The following is a 21,027-nucleotide window of genomic DNA, read 5'->3' as shown; positions in this document are numbered from 1 at the left end:
AAAAGGGGAGGATTAAAAAATCAGAAATCCTACGCTCGCCTGAAAGGACTGAGGACGGGATTTAAAGGTTTTGTCAATATCCGTTAAAGCCCCTTCATAACGCAGGTCAAAAGTAAGCTTTCCTAAATCAATTCCTGCACCAGCCTGATAACCTACGTTCGATTTGTTAAATTGTTTGAATGCCGGATTGATTTGCTTGAAGATAGACGTTTTATCATTTAGCGTATAGCTGTAAACCGCACCACCAAATAACCTTAAGTTCATTTGATCGGTATTTAGAATTTTGTAACCGACTACTAATGGAACGTCAATACTTGACCATTTTGCTTTTTGATCGTTTACCGCATTCCCTTCCAGTTTCCCAGATTTCTTGCTGTATAGTAATTCTCCCTGTACATAAGCACGGCCAAGGTCTACCCTGGTTAAGGCACCAGCAGAAAAGCCTGTTGCATATTTACCCGAAATTCCCGGAGCGGAAAGAGAAAGCTTGCTGTAATTGGCACCGGCTTTTAAACCCACATGAATTGGACTGTTGTCTTGAGATTTTGCAGTGTTCGCTAGTAATAGGATCGCAATAGCTGGCAATAAAAAGTGTTTTTTCATTTTTGATTGATAAAAAGTTTTTAAGGATTGAACTTTCCTGAATGGTAGCCTTCCTTTGGTACAAAAAGGGGGATAAATAAAAAGAGAAAGAAAACAATTTGATGAAGGGTAAAGGAGCGTTGACGAGCGGTACGAATTGTCTGTTCTAAATTTATTTTAGGGTAAAGAATTAGAATAGTAGATTGCAGTCTCAATTTTAAGAAGCGCTGAACCATGGCTGTGATCAATGAAAATCAAATGCTGAAAAGTCGCGAGGAAAAAATGGCCCTTTCACAGGATGGACAAGAACTGCAAAATCCAGTCTTATTGCCTAAAATACGTTTTTTTGCCCGCGTAGGGTATGCAGCAGCAGCGGCCGTATTGTTGGTGATGGGGGGCGCTTTATTCCAATATTACCAGAAAGTAGCGCAAGTGGATTTGGCTTTTAAGCAAGAACAAGCACAATATCAGGTTTATAAATCTCCATTCGGACAAAGGATGACCATCACGTTGGCGGATCATTCTAAAGTGATCCTTAATGCCAACAGTACACTTAAAGTACCACATGGTTACAATAAGGACAGCAGAAAGGTAGTTTTATTGGGTGCAGCTTATTTTGATATCAGCCCAAATGCAGAACTTCCATTTATGTTGGAATCTTCAGATATGGAGGTCACGGTATTGGGAACAAGTTTTTATATGCGTGCTTATCCGCATGAATCCGGACAGCAGCTGGAACTCCTTAGCGGAAAATTAAAGGTTCAGAAAGCCTATATCTCTGAACTTGACAATAAACCAGAAATTCTCCTTCCCGGAGACATGGTGATGTTGAATAGGACCGTAGACCTAATGGAGAAGGAAACTTTCGATGTTCAGGAACGCGAATCCTGGATTAAAGCTGAACTTAAATTTAAGAATAACAGTTTTAGAGCGGTAGTTGCCGCTTTAGAAGATTGGTATGGTGTACCAATTGAAATCCGGGGTCAGCAGAAGTCATCAGGCAAATTTTCCGGAACCTACGAAAATGAATCTTTAGAACGGATCCTCAACATGTTCTGTTTTGCGACCGATTGCAATTTCAAAATAGAGAAAGAGAAGGTTATTCTTCGCTTCAACTAAATCAAAATACGATGAAATTCTATGGTATGGCTGTGGCCTTGCTATTACCTACATCGTCGCAGCTTCAATGTCGGGTATTTCAACCTCCTTAACCAGGGAGTACTCTTTGTCTTCATAATTCCATTCCAAAGTAACTTTCCATTTCCCTTTTGTCATTCCATCCAGGGAAATTTCCAGAATTCCGTCTACATCACTTCTCAGGTATCTGATGATGGGGTCCTTAGTGATCTGGTCTTTGTTCAAAAAGAAGACCTTTACTGCTACCTGATGCTCAAAACACATGTTAATCTTTGCCATGGTATCCGCCTTTGTACTTAAATATTTATTCTATTAAAGCTTCATTAAGAACGTTTTACATCAGGAAATGTTTTGTGAGTAGTCTCATAGGAGTGTAATGATCGGATTCCCTGGGTAAATCTGTAAACAGAGCAGCTATGGATATTATATAAATCTTTCCCGAAATCTTATAAAACTCTTCCTGTCTGATTGAGGTACCTTTGTATTAGAAATAAAGAAGATCCCTCATGAAAGAAAATATAGAAACTCTTACCCTTCCTGTTCTAGGAATGACTTGTGCTTCCTGTGCGAGCAGTGTCGAATCAATGGTTGGCGCACAGGAAGGAGTAGATCATGCAGAGGTGAACTATGCCACTCAATCGGTAAAAGTGACCTTTGATAAAGATAAAATCCAGGTTTTGGATATGCAAAAAGCACTACAATCTGTTGGTTATGACTTGATTTTGGAGCAAGAAGGTGCTAAAGAAAAGCAAGAAGCGGTACAACAAAATAATTACCAGCAATTAAAGAAGCGGATGATTGCTTCTTCAATTCTAGCCTTGCCAGTAGTGATTATTGGCATGTTTTTCATGCATATGCCCAATGGCAACTATTACATGATGGCCTTAACGGCACCAATTCTTTTCATCTTCGGAAAAAGCTTTTTTGTCAATGCTTGGAAGCAAGCCCAACATGGTCGCGCCAATATGGATACCCTGGTGGCCTTAAGTACTGGTATTGCGTTTCTTTTTAGTGTTTTTAATACATTTTACCCGGAATTTTGGTACTCAAGAGGCTTAGAACCGCATGTTTATTTTGAAGCAGCAGCGGTAGTTATTGTTTTCATTATGTTGGGGAAATTATTGGAAGAAAAAGCGAAATCAAATACTTCTTCAGCCATTAAAAAATTAATGGGATTGCAGCCGAAAACGGTTTTACTGGTTACCGAGCAAGGAGAAAAGGAAATTCCAATTGCAGAGGTCAGTATTGGCGACCAGCTGATGGTACGTTCAGGAGAGAAAATTCCTGTAGATGGTGTGGTGTATCAAGGCAATTCTTATGTAGATGAAAGTATGATTACCGGGGAGCCGGTAGCTGTAGCCAAAGCAGAAGGAGATCAGGTGTTTGCAGGAACCATCAACCAAAAAGGAACATTCCGTTTTAAAGCGGAAAAAGTTGGGGGAGCAACGATGCTTGCCCAGATCATTAAATTGGTGCAGGATGCACAAGGATCAAAAGCACCAGTACAAAAATTGGTGGATAAGATTGCCGGTATTTTTGTGCCCTTGGTGATGTTGATCGCAGTCCTGACTTTGGGCGCCTGGCTGCTACTTGGTGGGGAGCATGCTTTTACACATGGGCTTTTGGCAATGGTTACCGTATTGGTAATTGCTTGTCCATGTGCTTTGGGTTTGGCTACGCCAACAGCAATTATGGTTGGTATTGGTAAAGGTGCTGAAACTGGTGTTTTAATTAAAAACGCAGAAGCACTGGAACTGGGTTACAAAGTAAATGCGGTGATCCTGGATAAAACAGGAACAATTACGGAAGGGAAACCTGCAGTGACTACATTGGAATGGGCCACAGATCTTCCTAAATCAAAAGAAGCGCTCGCAAAAGTATTGATGGCATTGGAATATGCCTCAGAGCATCCATTGGCAGAAGCGATTGTCCGCCATTTAAAAGAAGAAGGTGCTGGCACGGTAGCACTGAGCCAATTTGAAAGTCTGACTGGAAAAGGCGTGGAAGGTGTCGTTGATGGGGTTAAATACTGGGCAGGAAGTCATAAGGTCTTAAAAGATCAAAATATCCCGGTGTCCGCTTCGCTGGCAAGTAAAGTGTTGAGCTTACAAGAAAAAGCGCAAACGGTGATTTATCTGGCGGATGCCACACAGGTACTGGCAATAGTAGCGATTGCGGATCAGGTGAAATCAGGCTCTGCAAAAGCAGTTGCCGCCTTAAAAGCACAGGGAATAGCGGTTTATATGCTTACGGGTGATAACCAACATACTGCAGCTTCGGTAGCGTTACAGGCAGGTATCGACCATTATAAAGCGGATGTTTTACCTTCCGATAAAGCGGATTTCGTCAAAGAATTACAAAAGCAGGGAAAAGTAGTGGCCATGGTTGGTGACGGCATCAACGATAGCCAGGCCTTGGCCCAGGCAGATGTGTCTATTGCGATGGGTAAAGGTTCTGATATTGCCATCGATGTGGCCAGTATCACGCTCGTTTCTTCCGATTTGCAACAAGTGCCGAGAGCTTTGAAACTTTCTAAACAGACGGTGCGTACCATTCGTCAGAATTTGTTCTGGGCATTTATTTACAACCTGATTGGAATTCCAATTGCCGCCGGACTGTTATACCCTTTCAATGGTTTCTTATTGAATCCGATGATCGCCGGAGCAGCAATGGCCTTGAGTTCGGTATCTGTTGTGGGAAATAGTTTAAGGTTAAAACTCTCCAATTTAAGCTAATAAATAGTATATCATTCAATTTTTATATCAATCATTTTTAATTATAACATCAAATGGAAACTTTAAAATTCAAAACGAATATCAAATGTGGCGGTTGTATTGCAACAGTTACTCCACACCTGGACGGTCTTGCAGAAGTATTTAAATGGGAAGTAAATACGGATACTCCGGATAAAATTCTAACCGTTGAAACGGCTTCTGCAGCTGATGCTGAATTGATTCAAGAGACCGTAAAAAAGGCGGGATTTCAGGTGGAAAAAGTTTAGGTTCTTTACTTTCAGGCCTTAAATCGTATATTTGCAGGCGGAAACCAATGAAAAAGGTTTCCGCCTTTATTGATACTATGAAAAAAATCGGAGCTTTAAGTTTTGCTACATTCTACCTGATGATCACCACAGGGATGTTTGTGTGCTTGCTTCATTGTTCCATGGGATCTATGTTAACACTGGGCTCTCAAGAGGTTCATGTCGAAGCAAAATCGGCTCCTATGCAGGCTGCGGTGGTTTCTGAGGCAGACTGTGCCTGCTGTGAACACCATGGCGAATATGCCGTAAAGGAGAATGTGAAAACGGCTGCTACTACTGGATTAAAGGCCAGATATGTATTGTCGGCTGCCAGTCAAAACGCATTTTCTTACCTCATTAGATCTTTAAGTGTTGAAAGTACTGGGGATTGGACCGATCATAACAGTGCTCCTGCCTTTAAAAAAACACCCATTTACCTTTCCAACAGGGTACTCATCATTTGATCAAGCGGAGGATGTTCTATCCTCAATTGTCTTTTATTTATCGCCCAGCTGAAATCCGCTTGGGTTTTACTAGTCATTTAGCTTGAATACACATGTTGTTACACATAAAAAATATGGTTTGTGAACGTTGCATTACCGCCGTTCGCCATCAAATGGAAAATATGAATTTCCTGGTTGTTGATATTACTTTAGGAACAGTACAAATCCAGCCTGAACCAGAAGACCGTCAGTTGCAAAATATTGCCTCATCCCTTAGAATCCTTGGTTTTGAACTGATGGATAAGGAGAAGGACCAGTTGGTAGAGCGCATAAAAACAGTGATCATTGAAATTGTTCATTATTCAGACCTGGCAAATTTAAACCAGAGCCTGATCAGTACAATCGCCATGCGCGTAAACCGTGATTATACTTTTTTAAGTCGCCTGTTCTCGGATTCTGAAGGCTTAACCATTGAAAAGTTTATCATCCATCAGAAAATTGAAAAGGTGAAAGAGCTGATTGAATATGGAGAGCTTAACTTGAATGAGATATCCATGAAAATGGGTTATAGCAGCAATGCACATCTTTCTGCTCAGTTTAAAGCAATCACTGGTCTGGCACCGAGCAAATATAAAGCAGAAGGGAAATCTTTAAGAACCCCTATTGATAAGATTAAAAATTAAGTATCTTTAACATAACCAGAAGTATTTCCGGGAATAGCCGTTTAATTTTATAAAAGAATCTCAGAATTATATAAAATTAAACCGGCTAAAATTGGCAACTTTGAACCTGATGAAGAGAATACTCCTGACCATAATTGCAATGTTCTACCTGGGAATTTCCAGTGGATCAACGCTGCACTTCCATTATTGTATGGGAGAGCTGGTGAGCTGGGGTATGGAAAAGCAAAGTACTGAACTTTGTGAGCTTTGTGGGATGCCGAAAGGTAGTTCGAAAGATAAATCATGCTGCAAGGATGAAAAACAGGATACCAAAGTAGACCAAAGCCAAACGGCCAGTCAGACGGTATATCAGTTTAATCCTCCCTTCCAGGCCATCCTTCCTGTGGCATTATTTCTGGATTATGCGGTAGAAATCCCCGTTAGAATTACCAGAGAGGCATGGAGTAATGCACCTCCTGACGGACAGAAAGTGCCCGTCTTCCTGAAAAACTGTACCTACAGAATTTAATACCCTTCTTTTTATTTTCCGACACATTCGTGTCCTGGATATGGCTTTGCCGTAGCCCACTCTTATTAAACCATTTTTTTACAATTATATAATTACTATGAAATCATTGAGATTTGCTATGGTGGTCGGTTTGACCTTCCTTGGTGGTGCAGTATTCGCACAATCAAAAACTGAAAGTATCAAAGTATTGGGCAACTGTTCTATGTGCAAGAAAACGATTGAAACCTCTTTAAAGGTTCCTGGCGTGACTGCTGCAAGCTGGAATACAGAAACGAAAATGCTTAAAGTAAGCTACGACAGTACTAAAATCACCAACGATGAAGTACAGAAAAAAGTAGCGGCTGTGGGTTATGATACTCCGAAATACAAAGCCAAAGATGAGGTTTACGAGGCATTACATGGCTGTTGCCAGTATGACCGTGAAGCCGGCGATAAATTGCCAAAAGCACCTAAGAAACACTAATTATTAACCAGGAAAATCTGTAAAGGCAAAGTCTGAGGGGGCGAATGCTTTTACAGGTATCCTTCCTGGCTGATGTAATTTTTCATTGGTTCAACATCATTATAATTTATAACAAAAAATGGTACATAAAATTATAGAATGGTCCATGCACAACCGGTTTATTGTGCTGGTATTGTCTTTGGGCTTATTCGTTTGGGGCATTTATGCCGTCAAGAAAAACCCGATAGATGCGATACCGGACCTGTCCGAAAACCAGGTGATCGTCTTTACAGAATGGATGGGCCGCTCACCGCAACTGATCGAAGATCAGGTAACCTATCCGCTGGTCACCAATTTGCAGGGAATCCCTAAGATTAAATACGTTCGTGGATCGTCCATGTTCGGAATGAGCTTTATCTATGTCATCTTTGAGGATGATGTGGATGTATACTGGGCGAGAGAGCGTGTACTGGAACGCATCAGTACCATTTCAAAAACGCTGCCGGAAGGAGTGGCGCCACAGCTAGGCCCTGATGGAACAGGAGTAGGCCATGTTTTATGGTATACACTGGATGCGCCTGACATGGATTTAGGAGAGCAGCGTGCGATCCAGGATTGGTATGTGAAGTTTGCCCTGCAAACCGTACCTGGCGTAAGTGAGATTGCCTCTTTTGGAGGTTTTCAGAAACAATATCAGATTTCTATAGACCCCAATAAATTACTTTATTATAAACTAACTGCCCCGGAGGTGATTGCGGCGGTGCGTGCCAACAATAATGAATCCGGAGGCAGAAAGTTTGAAATGAGTGATATGGGGTACATCATAAAGACCTCAGGATACCTGAAGTCCATCAAAGAGATTGCGGACATCCCGGTGAAAAACCAAAACGGTACGCCAATTCGGGTGTCGGATCTGGCCACAGTACAGATGACTGGGGAAACGCGATTGGGCATATTTGATCAAGATGGTGAAGGGGAGCGTGCAGGAGGAATTGTGGTGATGCGCTACGGCGAGAATGCTGCTGAGGTGATTGATAACGTAAAAGCCAAAATGAAAGAAGTTTCAAAAGGTCTGCCTAAGGGTGTCAAATTCGACATTGTGTATGACCGTGGCGAGTTGATCAAAGAGTCTGTAGATTCAATCACCCATACGCTGATTGAAGAGATGATTGTGGTTTCGATTATCGTCATCATTTTCCTTTTTCACTGGCGTAGTGCAGTGAGTATCATTATTCAGATTCCCATCACCATTGCCGCCAGTTTTATTCTACTGAATGCTTTTGATATCTCCTCCAACATCATGTCGCTCACCGGGATTGCCCTGGCCATCGGTGTGATTGTCGACAATGGAATTATCATGAGTGAAAATGCTTACAAACACCTTTCAGAGCGCTATCTGATCTGGGAGAAAGAACAACAAAAAACAACTGAATCATGATCAAGTGGTTAAAAAATAGATTCCGTAAATCCCCGGATTGGATTACGGAAGAGGAGCGCCTGGCGATCATCACTAAATCCAGTAAACAGGTTTCAAGAGGTGTTTTCTTTGCAACCATCATCATTATCACTTCCTTCCTGCCAGTATTTATGTTGACAGGTCAGGAAGGGAAATTGTTCCATCCACTAGCCTTCACAAAGACTTTCATTATGATCGTTGATGCTTTGCTCGTGATTACTTTAGCACCGGTATTGATCTCTTTCTTTATGAAAGGGAAATTCAGACCCGATAGCGCCAATCCGGTAAACCGGGTGTTGGAGAAGGTATATGAACCCGTGATCAGAACGGTGTTGAACTGGAGGAAAACGACATTAGCGATTAACATCATTGCCTTGCTGATTACGATTCCTTTATTGAAAAACCTCGGGACGGAATTTATTCCGCCATTGGATGAGCAGAGTATTCTGTTTATGCCGGTTACCTTACCGGACGTGTCCAATGCCGAAGCAAAAAGAATTTTACAGGTGCAGGACAAGATTATTAAGTCGGTGCCAGAGGTAGACAAGGTATTGGGAAAAGCAGGTAGGGCCAACACGGCAACCGATAATTCTCCAATTAGCATGATCGAAACGATCATTACGCTGAAACCGAAAAGCCAATGGAGGGAAGGCGTAACGAAGAAAGACATCATCACCGAACTGGATGCAAAACTGCAGATTCCAGGTGTGGTGAATGGCTGGACTCAACCCATCATCAACAGGATCAATATGTTGGCAACGGGAATTCGTACCGATGTAGGGATCAAGGTTTTCGGACAAAATCTGGATACGATTGCCTCCGTTTCCGAGCGTGTAAAAGCGGCATTGGAAGGTACAGATGGTGTCAGTGATCTTTTTGTAGAGCCGATCACAGGGGGTAAATACCTTTCTATCGATGTGAAACGTGAAGAAATGGCCCGTTATGGCTTAAATGTAGATGATGTAAACCAGATTGTAGAAACAGCATTGGGTGGGGCAACCATCGGGAATACCATTGAAGGGCGTCAGCGCTTTTCCATCAGTGTGCGTCTGGCACAGGAATATAGAAATAGTGTAGAACAGATCAAACGGATCCCAATTCAATCCAAAGGATTTGGCGAAGTGCCTTTGTCGGCCGTTGCAGATATTAAGTTTGAAGATGGTCCGCCAATGATTAGTTCTGACAATGCAATCCTTCGTGGCGCAGTCATGTTTAACGTAAGAGACCGGGATTTAGGAAGTACTGTTCAGGAAGCGATGGAGAAATTGAATAAAGAGAAAGGGATGCTTCCTGAAGGATATTTCCTGGAATGGAGTGGTCAATATGAAAACCTGATCCGTGGTAAACAAACCCTGATGTGGATTGCACCAGTGGTACTGTTGATCATTTTCTTCTCTTTATACTTCGCGTTTAAATCGATCAGAGAAGCTTTCCTGAGTTTGATTACGGTGCCTTTCGCATTAATTGGGGGTGCTTATATGATCTATTTCTGGGGCGTAAATCTTTCAGTCGGTGTTGCCGTTGGTTTTATCGCTTTGTTTGGAATTGCCGTGGAAACAGGAATTGTGATGGTGATTTACCTGAATGATGCAATGGCACAGCTGATCAAATTGAAAGGAAATTCCAGTGAAACGATCACTAAAGAAGATTTAAGAGCGTACGTGATTTTTGGTGCCGCCAGAAGGCTAAGACCAAAACTGATGACCGTTAGTGTATCGCTGTTTGGTCTGGTACCGGTACTATGGGCTACAGGAGTTGGAGTGGACGTGATGCAGCCGATTGTCTTGCCGATGATCGGTGGTGTGTTGACTTCTTCTACGCACATTTTACTGGTGACACCACTGATCTTTTTGATGTCAAAAGAATACGAATTGAGAAAATATGGAAAACTGGAGGTTCACGATGTACAACATTAAAAGAATAGCAGCATTGGTATGCATGTTACCTTTTGCTGCGGTCGCATTTGCGCAGGAGAAACCAGTGCTTTCACTGGATACCATTCTGCAAAAAATTGATAAGAATAACTTACTGCTACAGTCTTACGGACTGAGAGCGGAAAGCTTTAAACATACAGCCAACGCGGCTACGGCCTGGATGGCGCCTATGATTGGGGTCGGAACATTTATGACGCCATACCCTGGTCAGATGATCATGGATGAGGGTGATAAAGGATCGATCATGGTACAGCTGGAGCAGGATATTCCCAACCCTGCAAAGATAAAAGCCAACAAAAAGTTCATTGAATCGAAAGCAAAGGTCGAAAATGCGACCAGAGGGGTGACACTCAATGAATATAAAGCACAGGCCAAGCGATTGTATTTTGGCTGGTTGGTTTCGATGCAAAGAATCGCGGTATTGAAAGAGAATGAAAAGATCATGCAAACCATGAAAAAGGTGGAAGAGATCAGGTACCCTTTTAACCAATCAAAGCTCAGCAGTGTTTATCGGGCTACGGCAAAAATCGAGGAGAATAGAAATATGATCCGCATGATGGAAGGGGATATGGCCAAATCTAAAGCTTGGTTAAACAGCTTAATGAACAATCCCGGCAATATGGATTTTGCAATAGATTCGACCTACCAGCCTACTTATGTGCCTGCTTCGGCAATTGACACCGGGAGTTTGGCAATGGTAAGAAAGGATATTGAGAAAATGGATTTCAGCATTCAATCGATGAAATTGAACATTGAAGCCATGCAGAAACAAGCTAAGCCAGATTTCAAACTGCGTTTCGACCACATGTCGCCATTAACGAAAATGATGCCCAAAGCCTTTAGTGTGATGGGAATGGTCAGTATCCCAATTGCACCATGGTCTTCGAAAATGTATAAATCTGAAGCCAAAGGAATGGGCTATGAAGTGTTGGCGATGGAAAAAGAAAAGGCAGCCATGCTTCAGGAAACACAAGGGATGTTGTATGGGATGCAATTTGAAATTCAATCGATGCAGAAACGTATTGATGCGATGGAAAAGACCATCATTCCAACTTTGAAAAAGACGATGGATGTGAGTATGCTCAACTACCGTGAAAATAAAATGGAATTGCCGGAAGTGATTGGTACCTGGGAAGCCTTGACCATGATGCAAGCCAATGTATTGGATGAGAAACTGAAACTTTATTTAATGATCGTAGATTATGAGAAAGAATTATATCGTTAAGCCCGGCACAAATAAGCGTGTTTTCCTGGGACTGGCGGCGATCAGTATACTTTGGTTGAGCGCTTGTAAAGAGAAAAAGAAATTTGATGCCCACCATGATCCGGCAACGGTAAATGTAGACAGCAACCTTTCCCATTTGTTGAAACCTTCAAATGAGCAGGTCGTGTCTTCGCTACCAGTGATAAAAGCGGAATATGGGTCGAAGATATTTACGGAAGAAGTGCAGGGGATCATTAACTATGATACCAGAAATCAACACAATATTTCGAGTAAAATCGGCGGAAGAATTGAGCGGTTGTGGATTAAATACAATTACCAACCGGTAAAAAAAGGGCAGCTGATTATGGAGATTTATTCACCTGATCTGGCAGCAGCTCAACAGGAATTATTGTTCATTTACCGTTCTGGTCATGATCCGGTGATGTTAGAAAAAGGAAAGCAACGTTTGCTGTTACTGGGAATGACATCGGATGGTATTCGTACTTTGTTGAAGCGTGGAACACCGAGTTACCGCATTCCAGTGTACAGTAATGTTTCTGGATTTATTCTGGAAAAATCTGTAGCAGCTGCTGTAGCAAGTCCATCAGGTTCTTCGACTGCCGCCCCGGCAGGTGGCGATGGCATGGGCAGTATGAGTGGTGATGCGGCAACTGCGGCAACGCCAACCAGTCCGGCAGCACCGGTAAATTCTCCGGTTTTATTAAGAGAAGGACAATATGTAGGCGCGGGTTCTTCGCTGTTTACCGTATATAGCTCGGATCAACTCGTAGCTGAGTTTTCTTTAAAATCGGCATTGGCTGCCCATTTAAAGGTTGGCAGCAAGTTCGTTTTTTATAAGACTTCAGATAAAACAGGAAGTCAGACCGCAAGAATTGGATTGATTCAGCCAACTTTTAAAAATGGAGAGAATTTTACAATCGCCAGAGCTTACCTGAACAACCCAAAGATTAAAGTCGGACAATTGGTAACGGCAAGAATTCCGGTGCAATTGTCGGCATCCTGGTGGTTGCCCGAAGAAGCAGTGGTATCGGTTGGAAATAAACGGATCGTCTTTAAAAAAGAAGGAAATGTATTTGTCCCGAAAGGGGTAGATGCAGGAATCAGTATCGCTGGAAAAGTACAGATTAAGGAGGACATCAGCAGCTGGGATGTCAGTAAAAATGCAGCTTATCTGGTAGACAGTGAGAGTTTTATTAAAATGACAGCAAACAAGGAGCTTTAAAATATGGAACGGAAATTATTTATAAAACAGATGGCTATGATTGCACTGGTTCCATCAGTATTTGTAGCTGCTTGTACCAGTGATGTGAAAGAGAAAAAAGATGGGGTGGTGGCAAAAACACAAACTTATACTTGTCCGATGCACCCTCAGGTGATCAAGGAAGAGATGGGAACTTGTCCGATTTGCGGTATGGATCTGGTGCCTTTTGAAAAGAATAGCAATGAAAAGGCTTTGAAAGTGGATGAGAAAAGGCAGATTTTGGCCAACATTACCACCGTCATGATTGGTTCAAACCACATTTCAGGAAGCAAACAGTTGAATGGCAGGTTAACAGTTGACCCGCAACAAAGTAGTTATATCTCTAGTCGAATTGCAGGTAGAATTGAGCAATTGTATGTAAGAGAAACCGGTGTTCGTGTGAAAAAAGGACAACCTTTATACCAGCTGTATTCGGAGCAGCTTGCTGCCCTGCAACAGGAGTACCTGATGGCAGTGGCGCAACAAAAGCAATTCCCCGGGGATAAGATTGAACAGCAGTTGGTGGAATCTGCCAAGCAGAAACTATTGCTTTATGGCCAGTCTGCCGCACAAATAAAAGCTTTGCTGGCTACTCAGAAGAAGAATCCATATGTGACTTTCTTTGCACCTGAGGGTGGGGTGGTTGCAGAAATTTCAGTTACTCCTGGTCAGTATGTGGCTGAGGGTGGATCTATTATGAGGCTGGAAGGTTATGGAGAATTATGGGTAGAAGCTGATGTTTATCCGAATGAAGTTGGTGGTATCAAAGAAGGTCAAAAAGTGAAAGTAGTGATCCCCGGCTGGGAAGATCAGCCGCAGGAAATGACCATTAGTTTTATCACACCTTCTTTACTTGCCGGTACACAGCTCACGCAAATCAGGGGTAGTATTCCTAACCCGAATCAGCAATGGCAACCTGGTGCACAAGCCAATGTGTTTGTTCCCACAGGAAATCAAAAAAGTGCGGCGCTGACTTTGCCTGTGGATGCCGTGATCAGAGATGGTAAAGGGATGCACGTTTGGGTAAAAAAAGGAAAGGACAGTTTTGAGCCCAAACGCGTGACCACAGGTCAGGAGAACGATAACCAAGTGGAAATTACCGCAGGTTTAGTAGCCGGGGAGCAGGTGGTGGTGACTGGCGCTTACCTGTTATACAGTGAATATATTTTGAAAAAAGGAAAGAACCCTATAGACGGTTTAAAATTAAAATAAGAACAATTAAATAAAAATAACATGAAAACAATCACAAGTTTAGCCATTACATTCGCTACAGTCACTTTATTAGCGGCCTGTGGAAATACGCAGAAACCTGCAGAAGAATCTCATGAGGGTCATAACCACGCTGCAGAAACAAAACCAGCAGTAGCTGCGGAAACGAGTCATGTGAGTTTAAAAGACGATAAACTGAATGCGGTTTATCCTCATTATATTCATTTGACAACCGCATTAACCAATGGTGATGTTGCAGAAGCAAAGGTTGCAGCTCAGGCGATTGAACTTGGTGCAAAAGACTTAACAAACCCTGCGGCAATATTGGCATTGACAGCAAAAATTGGCGATGCCACAGATATTGAAGTACAAAGAGTTGCTTACGCAGCATTGAGTGATGATTTCATTCAACGTGCAAAAGCATCAGGTGTTACCGGTGGTGAGCTCTATGTAGAATATTGCCCAATGGCAATGAATGATAAAGGCGCTTCTTGGTTGAGCAATCAAAAAGACATTAAAAACCCGTACTACGGAGAATCCATGTTGACTTGCGGAGAAGTTAAGGAAACAATCAAATAAGTATCTGGCATAAGAGCTGAGCCCTTTATGTGGGTCAGCTCTTATACTTTTCTCCCCATTTTTCCAGACTGCGAATCACTGGCTCCAGGCTATTTCCTTTTGCCGATAAGTGATAAACAGGCAGGTTGTTTTTCTCCCTTGTCTGAATTTTTTCAATTAATCCATCCAGTTCCAGCTTTTTCAATTGTAAAGCTAATATCCGCTCTGTGATTTCTGGAAGCATGAGCTTTAATGCACTAAATCTTAAATCCTGCGCCATCAACTGGACGAGTATGCTGAGTTTCCACCTGCCACTCAGTACAGATAGTGTAAATGCAGCATCGCAAAATTCATGTAATACTTGCTCGTTCTCGTAATTTGTGGAAGTCGTTTTTCTCATGGGCTTACAACTTTGTAAGTGTCGTCTTTTCTGATTTATCCGCTGTAAATTTGGATAAAATATTTTTCCATCAGCCATACCTGGACACTCCCAGAATTTAACATCAGGCAGGCGGCCATGTTGAAATCATGGGATGGACAGACTTTTATTGAAGTTTTTGATGCAGAAGCTGCCGTACCCATGCAGGGAGAAGCCGCAAAGCTTACTGAACAGGTGAAAACAGGCGCGCTATTACACCTGGCGATGCGCGTTGAAAATGCCGAAGCCGCATATACCCGTTGTCTGCTTGCAGGAGCAAGTCCATGTATTGAACCCATGAGCCTTTTATTAGGGAATCCTGCCTTGCCTGTACGCAATGCTTTAGTTTATAGCCCGAATGGAGAGGTGATTGAGTTCTTGGAAGGGCAGCCATTCTAATTCTTTCCATGAAGATTTCTTCATGTTATTTTTCTGGATAAGCCGTATCTTTAGATAAGACCGATACGGATTATCCAAATAAAATAATGAAGCGACTCAAATTCTTTGTGCCCTTTTTACGGGAGAATGGTAAAATTATATCCAGTTATATGTTTAGCCTTTTTTTTATCGGCTTGGCTATCTGGTTTATAAAGCAGCAACGAGGGGAAATTCGACAAGTAGAACATTTGCTAACCACTGCCAAATGGGTGTGGGTTGCTATCGGAATCGCCTTGAGTGTTGCCTATGTTTTTGTTCATGGGATGATGTATCGATCCTCCTTTGCCGCAGTTTCCAGTAAGATTTCCATCGCAGATGGTACTTTACTTTTTCTAAAACGTAACTTTATTAGTGTTTTTTTACCTGCTGGAGGAGTTTCTTCTCTTGCTTTTTTTAGCAGCCAGATTGAGCAAAAGGGGGTCAGTAAATCGCAGATTAATTTCGCCTCTTCTATCTATGGTTTTGTAGGGATTTTATCTGTTCTGGTAATTGCCATCCCAGTATTTATTTATGCCATAATCGAAGGAAGCATCGGCTCCGGTGAGTGGTTTGGATTAATTGCCGCCATCTTGTTAATGGTCGGTATTTACTATTTATACCGTTCGGTCATCAAGAAAGGAAGTATCTATCGGTTTATAGTGAAGTATATTCCCGTGATCGAAGTTTATGCTGCTGAATTTCGGAACAACCAAATAGAACGCAAACATTTCATCGCTACTTTTTTATACAGCAGTCTGATTGAAATTGTCGGGATTGTCCACATTTATATCGCTATGTTGGCATTGGACCTTCCGGCATCCTGGACGATTTCGGTAATTAGTTATATTGTTGCAGTGGTTTTCCTGATCATTTCTCCGTTTTTAAGAGGCTTGGGTGCAGTAGAAGCTTCCATGACTTTTATCCTGATTCGCTTAGGTTACACTGCGCCACAAGCAGTATCAATTACTTTTCTATACCGCTTCATGGAATTCTGGATTCCAATGTTGATTGGAGCCATGAGTTTCCTTTTTAAGATCAATAAACTCCTGATGCGGGTCGTTCCAGCGCTGTTTTTACTCCTTCTCGGCGTCATCAATATTATATCAGTACTAACTCCAGCCATTCATTCCAGGTTGAAGTTTGTAAAAGATTTCATCCCTATGGAAGCGATCACTGCTTCCAACTATTTTGTGCTTGTTGCCGGCTTGTTTTTATTGGTCACCGCGGCATTCATGCTGAAAGGCTTGAGGATGGCTTGGTATTTTGCGATGGCCTTATGTTTACTTTCCCTCGTCGGAAACTTAACCAAGGCAGTGGATTATGAGGAAGCTGGTTTTTCGGTATTGGTTATGGTTATTTTGATGGCTTCCAGAAAGGAATACTATGTTAAAAATAATGCAAAGCTCAGGTCTTTCGGGATTCAAACCACCTTGCTTACCATTTTAGGCATCATGATTTATGGAAGTATTGGTTTTTATTTCCTCGATAAAAAACACTTTAATATTGATTTTGGTTGGTGGCAATCGATCCGTTATACCTTAGAGAATTTCATTCTGATTGGCAATGATGATCTGCAACCGATGGATCACTTTGCCCGTGGATTTTTATACTCGATCAATATCAGTGGCTTTTTATCTATCGGCTTTTTGATCTATACCCTCATCAGGCCTTACATTTCCAGTGATGAAACGGATGATGCAGAATTTGAAAGAGCCAATCAACTCCTCGAAAAATATGGCAATTCCGGAATCGACTATTTTAAAACCTATAAAGACAAGCTGATCTATTTCTCTACATCGCTGGAAGGATTTGTGGCCTACCGTATCTCTGGGAATTTTGCCGTGGTACTGGAATGTCCGGTTACCGCAGTAGAAAACAGGAAGGCTTTCATCAAGGATTTCGATAAGTATTGTTTTGAAAATGGAATGAAAAGTCTGTATTATCGGGTTCCGGAAGAAAGCCTGGAAGATTTCTTGTCGCTGGGCAAAAAACGCCTGTTTTTAGGGCAGGAGGGGATTGTGGATTTGACGAACTTCTCTTTAGAAGGTGGCCATAAAAAATCCATTCGTAACGCCTTGAAAAAAGTGTCCGATCAGGGCTACCATACAAAGATTTACCTGCCTCCAATAAAAGATGGCCTGTTACAAAAGATACAGTCGGTTTCTGACAGCTGGTTGGAAGATATGGACCGGGAGGAGCTGGTCTTTTCTCAAGGGATGTTCAACTGGGAGGAATTAAAAGGCCATACGATCATTACGGTAGAAAATGCAGAGGAGAAGATTGTTGCTTTTATCAATATTATCCCTGATTATGCACCTGGAGAAGGGACCTATGACCTGATCCGAAAAACCGCAGATGCGCCCAATGGGATTATTGACTTCATCATGGTGGCCCTGTTTAACCATTTGAAAGCGGAAGGCTATACGAAAGTAAATCTCGGTTTTGCACCAATGTCAGGATTAGTTGACCCGCATAATTTTCCCGAGCGATCTATGAAGTTTGCCTATGAAAAGATTCGTTCATTTTCTCATTATAAAGGCCTCCGTGCAGCAAAAGAGAAGTTTGCACCGGAATGGCAAAACAGATACCTGATCTATGATCATGATTACGATTTATTGCAAGTGCCTACAGTATTAGCCAAAGTGATTAAACCCTAAGCTTATGAAACCGGTATTGGTCTTGATGTTTTTATTTTTGCTTTTTAACAAAAATTCCGCAGAATTGATGGACGTACAGCCGCCGATGGCGCTGATAGTAGAAAGGGGGCAGCCTTATACCGGAGACCTGCCCTTAAAGTTAATACCTGCTAACCAGAAAAATAAATTGCCGCTGGTCTTTATGATATCTGGCGATGGGGGCTGGAGCCGTTTTGACCAGGCACTGGCAGAAGAGCTGGCCTCCAAAGGGCTTTCTGTTCTTGGATTAGATGCACAGAAATATTTTTGGAAAGCAAAAACGCCTGATCAGGCCAGCAAAGACATCAATTTGGCATTAAGCCATTATCTTGGCAGTTTAGGGAAAGAAAGTCTGGTCTTGGGAGGCTATTCTTTTGGCGCTTCTATTGTCCCTTTCATCGCCAATAGGTTGCCCGCTAATTTGAGAGCTCAACTTAAAGCAGTCATTTCACTTTCTCCGGATGTTAGCACAGATTTTGAAATCCATTTGATAGATCTGCTAAATTTTAACAGTACCAAGAATAAATACAATGTCGTTGCAGAAATGAAAAAGTTGATGCCGCTAGTTCCGGTCTCTATTTTTGGCTCCGATGAAGGGGATAAGATCAAAAGTACTTTCCTCAAAGAAGGATTGAAAGTCATCACTATGGAAGGGGACCATCATTTTGATAAAGACTATGGTAAGATTGCTGCAGTATTTGTAAAGCAAATCCCGTTGTAAATATTTTTTAATTGCTAAAATGATTGAATAGCTAGCTAATAATAATATCCGTTAAAAGCTGGGAAATGTTCAACTTGCCTCAATAATCTGTAGGTCAATGAACATCAATTTAATAAAAATTAGTACTGTTTTGCTGATTTGGGGAACTGCCTTCTCTTTCAGTGTTGCGCAAACAGCTACTCAAACTACTCTTCCAACCGCTTCCCAAGCCGGGCAGCAGTTCAAGTTGGAAACCAAAAACTCCTTATTGGTTTTTACGATTGGCAATAACGGAAAGCTTTATCAAAGTTACCTTGGACAACCAATGAATCACCCGGAAGATCAGGCTTTATTGCAAGCGGTTAAACATGAGGCTTATATTGGAGCAGGGATGGGCGACCTTTTTGAACCGGCCATCAGGATCCTGCATGCGGATGGTAATCCTTCTTTAGACCTGGTTTATGCAGGCGCTAAAACAGATAAAGCTAATGAATCAGTTACCCATACCGCCATTACCCTTAAAGACCCGAAGTATCCGGTAACCGTAATTTTGCATTTTGAAGCTTATTATAACGAGGATGTACTCAAAACCTGGACAGAGATTAGACATCAGGAAAAGAAACCGGTATTACTCAGTAATTATGCCTCATCAATGCTTCATTTTGATGCGTCAAAATATTGGTTGAGTCAGTTTGACGGCGATTATATGACGGAAATGAGGATGAAAGAAACACAGCTGACTTCCGGGATTAAAATTCTGGATAGTAAACTGGGAACCCGTGCGCATATGTACCGTGCCCCCGCATTCTTTTTATCCTTAAACAAAATAGCAGAAGAAAATACCGGTGAACTGATTGCCGGTACCTTGGCCTGGTCTGGGAATTTTCAATGTTCCTTCGAAATCGATCAGCAAAATTCATTAAGAATGATCAATGGGATGAATCCTTATGCCTCAGCGTATAAGCTGATGCCAAATAAAACCTTTGAAACCCCAGCATTTATATTTACCTATACAAATAAAGGGAAAGGACAAGCCAGCAGAAATCTGCACCGATGGGCGAGGAAATATAACATACCCGATGGAGATCAGCCTCGCTTAACGTTATTGAACAATTGGGAAGCTACCCATATGGATTTCAATCAGGAGGTGCTGGTGGATTTATTCGATGGTGCAAAGAAGTTGGGCGTAGATTTATTCCTGTTAGATGATGGCTGGTTTGGCAATAAATACCCTCGTGATGCGGATAAAACGGCATTGGGCGATTGGCAAGTAGATAAAAAGAAACTGCCTGGAGGTATTGGTCACCTGGTAAAAGAGGCGGGTAGCCGCGGCCTGAAATTTGGCATCTGGCTGGAACCGGAAATGGTGAGTCCAAAGAGTGAGTTGTATGAACAACATCCGGATTGGATTCTGAAACTGCCAAATCGGGAAGAAGCACTTTCCAGAAATCAATTGGTATTGGACCTGGTTAATCCGAAAGTGCAGGATTTTGTATTCCATACCGTAGATGACCTCATTAGTCAAAATCCAGGGATTGCCTTTGTGAAATGGGACTGCAATAGAATGTTGACCAATACTTTTTCTCCGTTCTTAAAGGAAAATCAAGGGAATCTGTTTATTGATTATACCAAAAGCCTGTATGAGGTGATGGAACGGTTAAGGAAAAAGCACCCCCATTTGCCCATCATGCTTTGTGCAGGTGGTGGCGGCCGTGTCGATTATGGCGGATTAAAGTACTTTACAGAGTTCTGGCCTAGCGACAATACCGATGGTTTAGAACGCGTATTTATCCAATGGGGATACCTTAATTTCTTTCCATCTCTTACCGTTTCCAGTCACGTGACCTCTATGGGTAAACAGTCTTTAAAATTCCGTACAGATGTGGCCATGATGGGGAAAATGGGCTATGATATTCGGGTGAATGCTTTGACACCGGCTGAAATTCAATTCAGTAAGGCAGCTGTAGAAAATTACAACCGCATCAGCAAGGTGATTTGGTTTGGTGATTTATACAGATTGGTTTCTCCTTATGAAGAAAACAGGGCAGTGTTGATGTATGTAGACGAGGCAAAAAATAAAGCCGTTTTGTTCAATTACCTGCTGAACTTTAGAAGAAAGGAATTTATGGGTAGGGTCTTATTGTCTGGCCTGGATCCTGAAAAAAGATACCAACTGAAAGAAATTAACCGCTTAGCAGATACTCCTGCCGGACATCCAGACGATGGAAAGGTTTACACTGGGGATTACCTGATGAAAGTAGGTTTGAATCTTTCTCCAGGAAAAATTACGCCCCTAAGTAGCTCAGTTTTTGAGCTTAACGCTCAGTAGTTTAATGATAATTAGAATGATAATCTGGCCAAATTGAGATATAAAAATTTGA

General features: G+C 42.0%; 20 protein-coding genes. 17 read left to right on the top strand and 3 right to left on the bottom strand.

Going from position 1 to position 21,027, the window contains the following annotated elements; genetic code table 11:
* Positions 1 to 12: 12 nt before the first annotated feature.
* Positions 13 to 603, bottom strand: coding sequence for a porin family protein (locus tag GM920_RS17185; protein ID WP_182959749.1), 591 nt, complete (start codon positions 601 to 603; stop codon positions 13 to 15).
* A gap of 213 nt (positions 604 to 816) precedes the next feature.
* On the opposite strand from GM920_RS17185, the gene GM920_RS17180 reads away from it, so the two are divergent.
* Positions 817 to 1,701, top strand: a complete 885-nt coding sequence (locus GM920_RS17180; protein WP_182959747.1) for a FecR family protein — start codon at positions 817 to 819, stop codon at positions 1,699 to 1,701.
* Positions 1,702 to 1,749: 48 nt separating this feature from the next.
* Here the strand turns inward: GM920_RS17180 and GM920_RS17175 are convergent, their stop codons facing one another.
* Positions 1,750 to 1,998, bottom strand: a complete 249-nt coding sequence (locus GM920_RS17175; RefSeq protein WP_182959745.1) for a hypothetical protein — start codon at positions 1,996 to 1,998, stop codon at positions 1,750 to 1,752.
* A 227-nt stretch (positions 1,999 to 2,225) separates the two neighbouring features.
* Between GM920_RS17175 and GM920_RS17170 the strand changes: the two genes are divergently transcribed.
* The 12 genes from GM920_RS17170 to GM920_RS17115 all read left to right on the top strand — a co-directional run bounded on the left by GM920_RS17170 (position 2,226) and on the right by GM920_RS17115 (position 14,457).
* Positions 2,226 to 4,454: a heavy metal translocating P-type ATPase gene (locus GM920_RS17170; protein WP_182959743.1), complete on the top strand. Its 2,229-nt coding sequence runs from the start codon at positions 2,226 to 2,228 to the stop codon at positions 4,452 to 4,454.
* 53 nt (positions 4,455 to 4,507) lie between these two features.
* Positions 4,508 to 4,720, top strand: coding sequence for a heavy-metal-associated domain-containing protein (locus GM920_RS17165; RefSeq protein WP_182959741.1), 213 nt, complete (start codon positions 4,508 to 4,510; stop codon positions 4,718 to 4,720).
* A 77-nt stretch (positions 4,721 to 4,797) separates the two neighbouring features.
* Positions 4,798 to 5,202: a hypothetical protein gene (locus tag GM920_RS17160; RefSeq protein ID WP_182959739.1), complete on the top strand. Its 405-nt coding sequence runs from the start codon at positions 4,798 to 4,800 to the stop codon at positions 5,200 to 5,202.
* A gap of 92 nt (positions 5,203 to 5,294) precedes the next feature.
* A complete protein-coding gene (locus GM920_RS17155; protein WP_182959737.1) occupies positions 5,295 to 5,864 on the top strand; it encodes a helix-turn-helix domain-containing protein in 570 nt (189 codons plus the stop codon).
* A gap of 109 nt (positions 5,865 to 5,973) precedes the next feature.
* Complete coding sequence (locus GM920_RS17150) at positions 5,974 to 6,372, top strand: HYC_CC_PP family protein (protein WP_182959735.1); 399 nt, start codon at positions 5,974 to 5,976, stop codon at positions 6,370 to 6,372.
* Positions 6,373 to 6,469: 97 nt separating this feature from the next.
* Positions 6,470 to 6,835, top strand: a complete 366-nt coding sequence (locus tag GM920_RS17145) for a heavy-metal-associated domain-containing protein (protein ID WP_182959733.1) — start codon at positions 6,470 to 6,472, stop codon at positions 6,833 to 6,835.
* Positions 6,836 to 6,953: 118 nt separating this feature from the next.
* Positions 6,954 to 8,252, top strand: a complete 1,299-nt coding sequence (locus GM920_RS23860; RefSeq protein WP_182959731.1) for an efflux RND transporter permease subunit — start codon at positions 6,954 to 6,956, stop codon at positions 8,250 to 8,252.
* Positions 8,249 to 10,186: an efflux RND transporter permease subunit gene (locus GM920_RS23855; protein ID WP_182959729.1), complete on the top strand. Its 1,938-nt coding sequence runs from the start codon at positions 8,249 to 8,251 to the stop codon at positions 10,184 to 10,186. Before GM920_RS23860 ends, GM920_RS23855 begins: the two co-directional genes overlap by 4 nt.
* Complete coding sequence (locus GM920_RS17130; protein ID WP_235964565.1) at positions 10,152 to 11,429, top strand: TolC family protein; 1,278 nt, start codon at positions 10,152 to 10,154, stop codon at positions 11,427 to 11,429. The genes GM920_RS23855 and GM920_RS17130 overlap by 35 nt, the downstream gene beginning before the upstream one ends.
* Positions 11,407 to 12,651 carry an efflux RND transporter periplasmic adaptor subunit gene (locus tag GM920_RS17125; RefSeq protein WP_182959727.1) on the top strand — a complete coding sequence of 415 codons (1,245 nt, stop codon included), beginning with the start codon at positions 11,407 to 11,409 and terminating at the stop codon, positions 12,649 to 12,651. The genes GM920_RS17130 and GM920_RS17125 overlap by 23 nt, the downstream gene beginning before the upstream one ends.
* A 36-nt stretch (positions 12,652 to 12,687) precedes the next feature.
* On the top strand, positions 12,688 to 13,881 hold the full coding sequence (locus GM920_RS17120) for an efflux RND transporter periplasmic adaptor subunit (protein WP_235964564.1): 1,194 nt from the start codon (positions 12,688 to 12,690) through the stop codon (positions 13,879 to 13,881).
* 21 nt (positions 13,882 to 13,902) lie between these two features.
* Positions 13,903 to 14,457, top strand: coding sequence for a DUF3347 domain-containing protein (locus tag GM920_RS17115; protein WP_182959723.1), 555 nt, complete (start codon positions 13,903 to 13,905; stop codon positions 14,455 to 14,457).
* 34 nt (positions 14,458 to 14,491) lie between these two features.
* Here GM920_RS17115 and GM920_RS17110 read toward each other — a convergent pair whose 3' ends face one another.
* Complete coding sequence (locus GM920_RS17110; RefSeq protein ID WP_182959721.1) at positions 14,492 to 14,836, bottom strand: winged helix-turn-helix transcriptional regulator; 345 nt, start codon at positions 14,834 to 14,836, stop codon at positions 14,492 to 14,494.
* Positions 14,837 to 14,953: 117 nt separating this feature from the next.
* Here GM920_RS17110 and GM920_RS17105 point away from each other — a divergent pair, with 117 nt between their 5' ends.
* The 4 genes from GM920_RS17105 (at position 14,954) to GM920_RS17090 (ending at position 20,975) form a co-directional block, all read left to right on the top strand.
* Positions 14,954 to 15,253, top strand: a complete 300-nt coding sequence (locus GM920_RS17105) for a VOC family protein (protein ID WP_182959719.1) — start codon at positions 14,954 to 14,956, stop codon at positions 15,251 to 15,253.
* A gap of 86 nt (positions 15,254 to 15,339) precedes the next feature.
* Complete coding sequence (gene mprF, locus GM920_RS17100) at positions 15,340 to 17,928, top strand: bifunctional lysylphosphatidylglycerol flippase/synthetase MprF (RefSeq protein ID WP_182959717.1); 2,589 nt, start codon at positions 15,340 to 15,342, stop codon at positions 17,926 to 17,928.
* A 4-nt stretch (positions 17,929 to 17,932) separates the two neighbouring features.
* The gene (locus GM920_RS17095; RefSeq protein ID WP_182959715.1) at positions 17,933 to 18,667 is read left to right on the top strand and encodes an AcvB/VirJ family lysyl-phosphatidylglycerol hydrolase; all 735 of its coding nucleotides are present in this window, start codon (positions 17,933 to 17,935) and stop codon (positions 18,665 to 18,667) included.
* 97 nt (positions 18,668 to 18,764) lie between these two features.
* Positions 18,765 to 20,975, top strand: a complete 2,211-nt coding sequence (locus GM920_RS17090; protein WP_182959713.1) for an alpha-galactosidase — start codon at positions 18,765 to 18,767, stop codon at positions 20,973 to 20,975.
* Positions 20,976 to 21,027: the final 52 nt, after the last annotated feature.

It is taken from the genome of Pedobacter gandavensis (assembly GCF_014172405.1).
GTDB lineage: Bacteria > Bacteroidota > Bacteroidia > Sphingobacteriales > Sphingobacteriaceae > Pedobacter > Pedobacter gandavensis.
This window is presented reverse-complemented; position numbering and strand designations above follow the sequence as displayed.

What these genes read in the sequence shown, in the direction of transcription:
- GM920_RS17120 (WP_235964564.1), top strand. Translation starts at nt 12,688, where the DNA reads ATGATTGCACTGGTTCCATCAGTATTTGTAGCTGCTTGTACCAGTGAT.
- GM920_RS17170 (WP_182959743.1), top strand. Translation starts at nt 2,226, where the DNA reads ATGAAAGAAAATATAGAAACTCTTACCCTTCCTGTTCTAGGAATGACT.
- GM920_RS17165 (WP_182959741.1), top strand. Translation starts at nt 4,508, where the DNA reads ATGGAAACTTTAAAATTCAAAACGAATATCAAATGTGGCGGTTGTATT.
- GM920_RS17130 (WP_235964565.1), top strand. Translation starts at nt 10,152, where the DNA reads ATGGAAAACTGGAGGTTCACGATGTACAACATTAAAAGAATAGCAGCA.
- GM920_RS17125 (WP_182959727.1), top strand. Translation starts at nt 11,407, where the DNA reads ATGAGAAAGAATTATATCGTTAAGCCCGGCACAAATAAGCGTGTTTTC.
- GM920_RS17115 (WP_182959723.1), top strand. Translation starts at nt 13,903, where the DNA reads ATGAAAACAATCACAAGTTTAGCCATTACATTCGCTACAGTCACTTTA.
- GM920_RS17160 (WP_182959739.1), top strand. Translation starts at nt 4,798, where the DNA reads ATGAAAAAAATCGGAGCTTTAAGTTTTGCTACATTCTACCTGATGATC.
- GM920_RS17095 (WP_182959715.1), top strand. Translation starts at nt 17,933, where the DNA reads ATGAAACCGGTATTGGTCTTGATGTTTTTATTTTTGCTTTTTAACAAA.
- GM920_RS17145 (WP_182959733.1), top strand. Translation starts at nt 6,470, where the DNA reads ATGAAATCATTGAGATTTGCTATGGTGGTCGGTTTGACCTTCCTTGGT.
- GM920_RS17105 (WP_182959719.1), top strand. Translation starts at nt 14,954, where the DNA reads ATGTTGAAATCATGGGATGGACAGACTTTTATTGAAGTTTTTGATGCA.
- GM920_RS17155 (WP_182959737.1), top strand. Translation starts at nt 5,295, where the DNA reads ATGTTGTTACACATAAAAAATATGGTTTGTGAACGTTGCATTACCGCC.
- GM920_RS23855 (WP_182959729.1), top strand. Translation starts at nt 8,249, where the DNA reads ATGATCAAGTGGTTAAAAAATAGATTCCGTAAATCCCCGGATTGGATT.
- GM920_RS17185 (WP_182959749.1), bottom strand. Translation starts at nt 603, where the DNA reads ATGAAAAAACACTTTTTATTGCCAGCTATTGCGATCCTATTACTAGCG.
- GM920_RS17150 (WP_182959735.1), top strand. Translation starts at nt 5,974, where the DNA reads ATGAAGAGAATACTCCTGACCATAATTGCAATGTTCTACCTGGGAATT.
- GM920_RS17175 (WP_182959745.1), bottom strand. Translation starts at nt 1,998, where the DNA reads ATGGCAAAGATTAACATGTGTTTTGAGCATCAGGTAGCAGTAAAGGTC.
- GM920_RS17110 (WP_182959721.1), bottom strand. Translation starts at nt 14,836, where the DNA reads ATGAGAAAAACGACTTCCACAAATTACGAGAACGAGCAAGTATTACAT.
- GM920_RS17180 (WP_182959747.1), top strand. Translation starts at nt 817, where the DNA reads ATGGCTGTGATCAATGAAAATCAAATGCTGAAAAGTCGCGAGGAAAAA.
- mprF (WP_182959717.1), top strand. Translation starts at nt 15,340, where the DNA reads ATGAAGCGACTCAAATTCTTTGTGCCCTTTTTACGGGAGAATGGTAAA.
- GM920_RS17090 (WP_182959713.1), top strand. Translation starts at nt 18,765, where the DNA reads ATGAACATCAATTTAATAAAAATTAGTACTGTTTTGCTGATTTGGGGA.
- GM920_RS23860 (WP_182959731.1), top strand. Translation starts at nt 6,954, where the DNA reads ATGGTACATAAAATTATAGAATGGTCCATGCACAACCGGTTTATTGTG.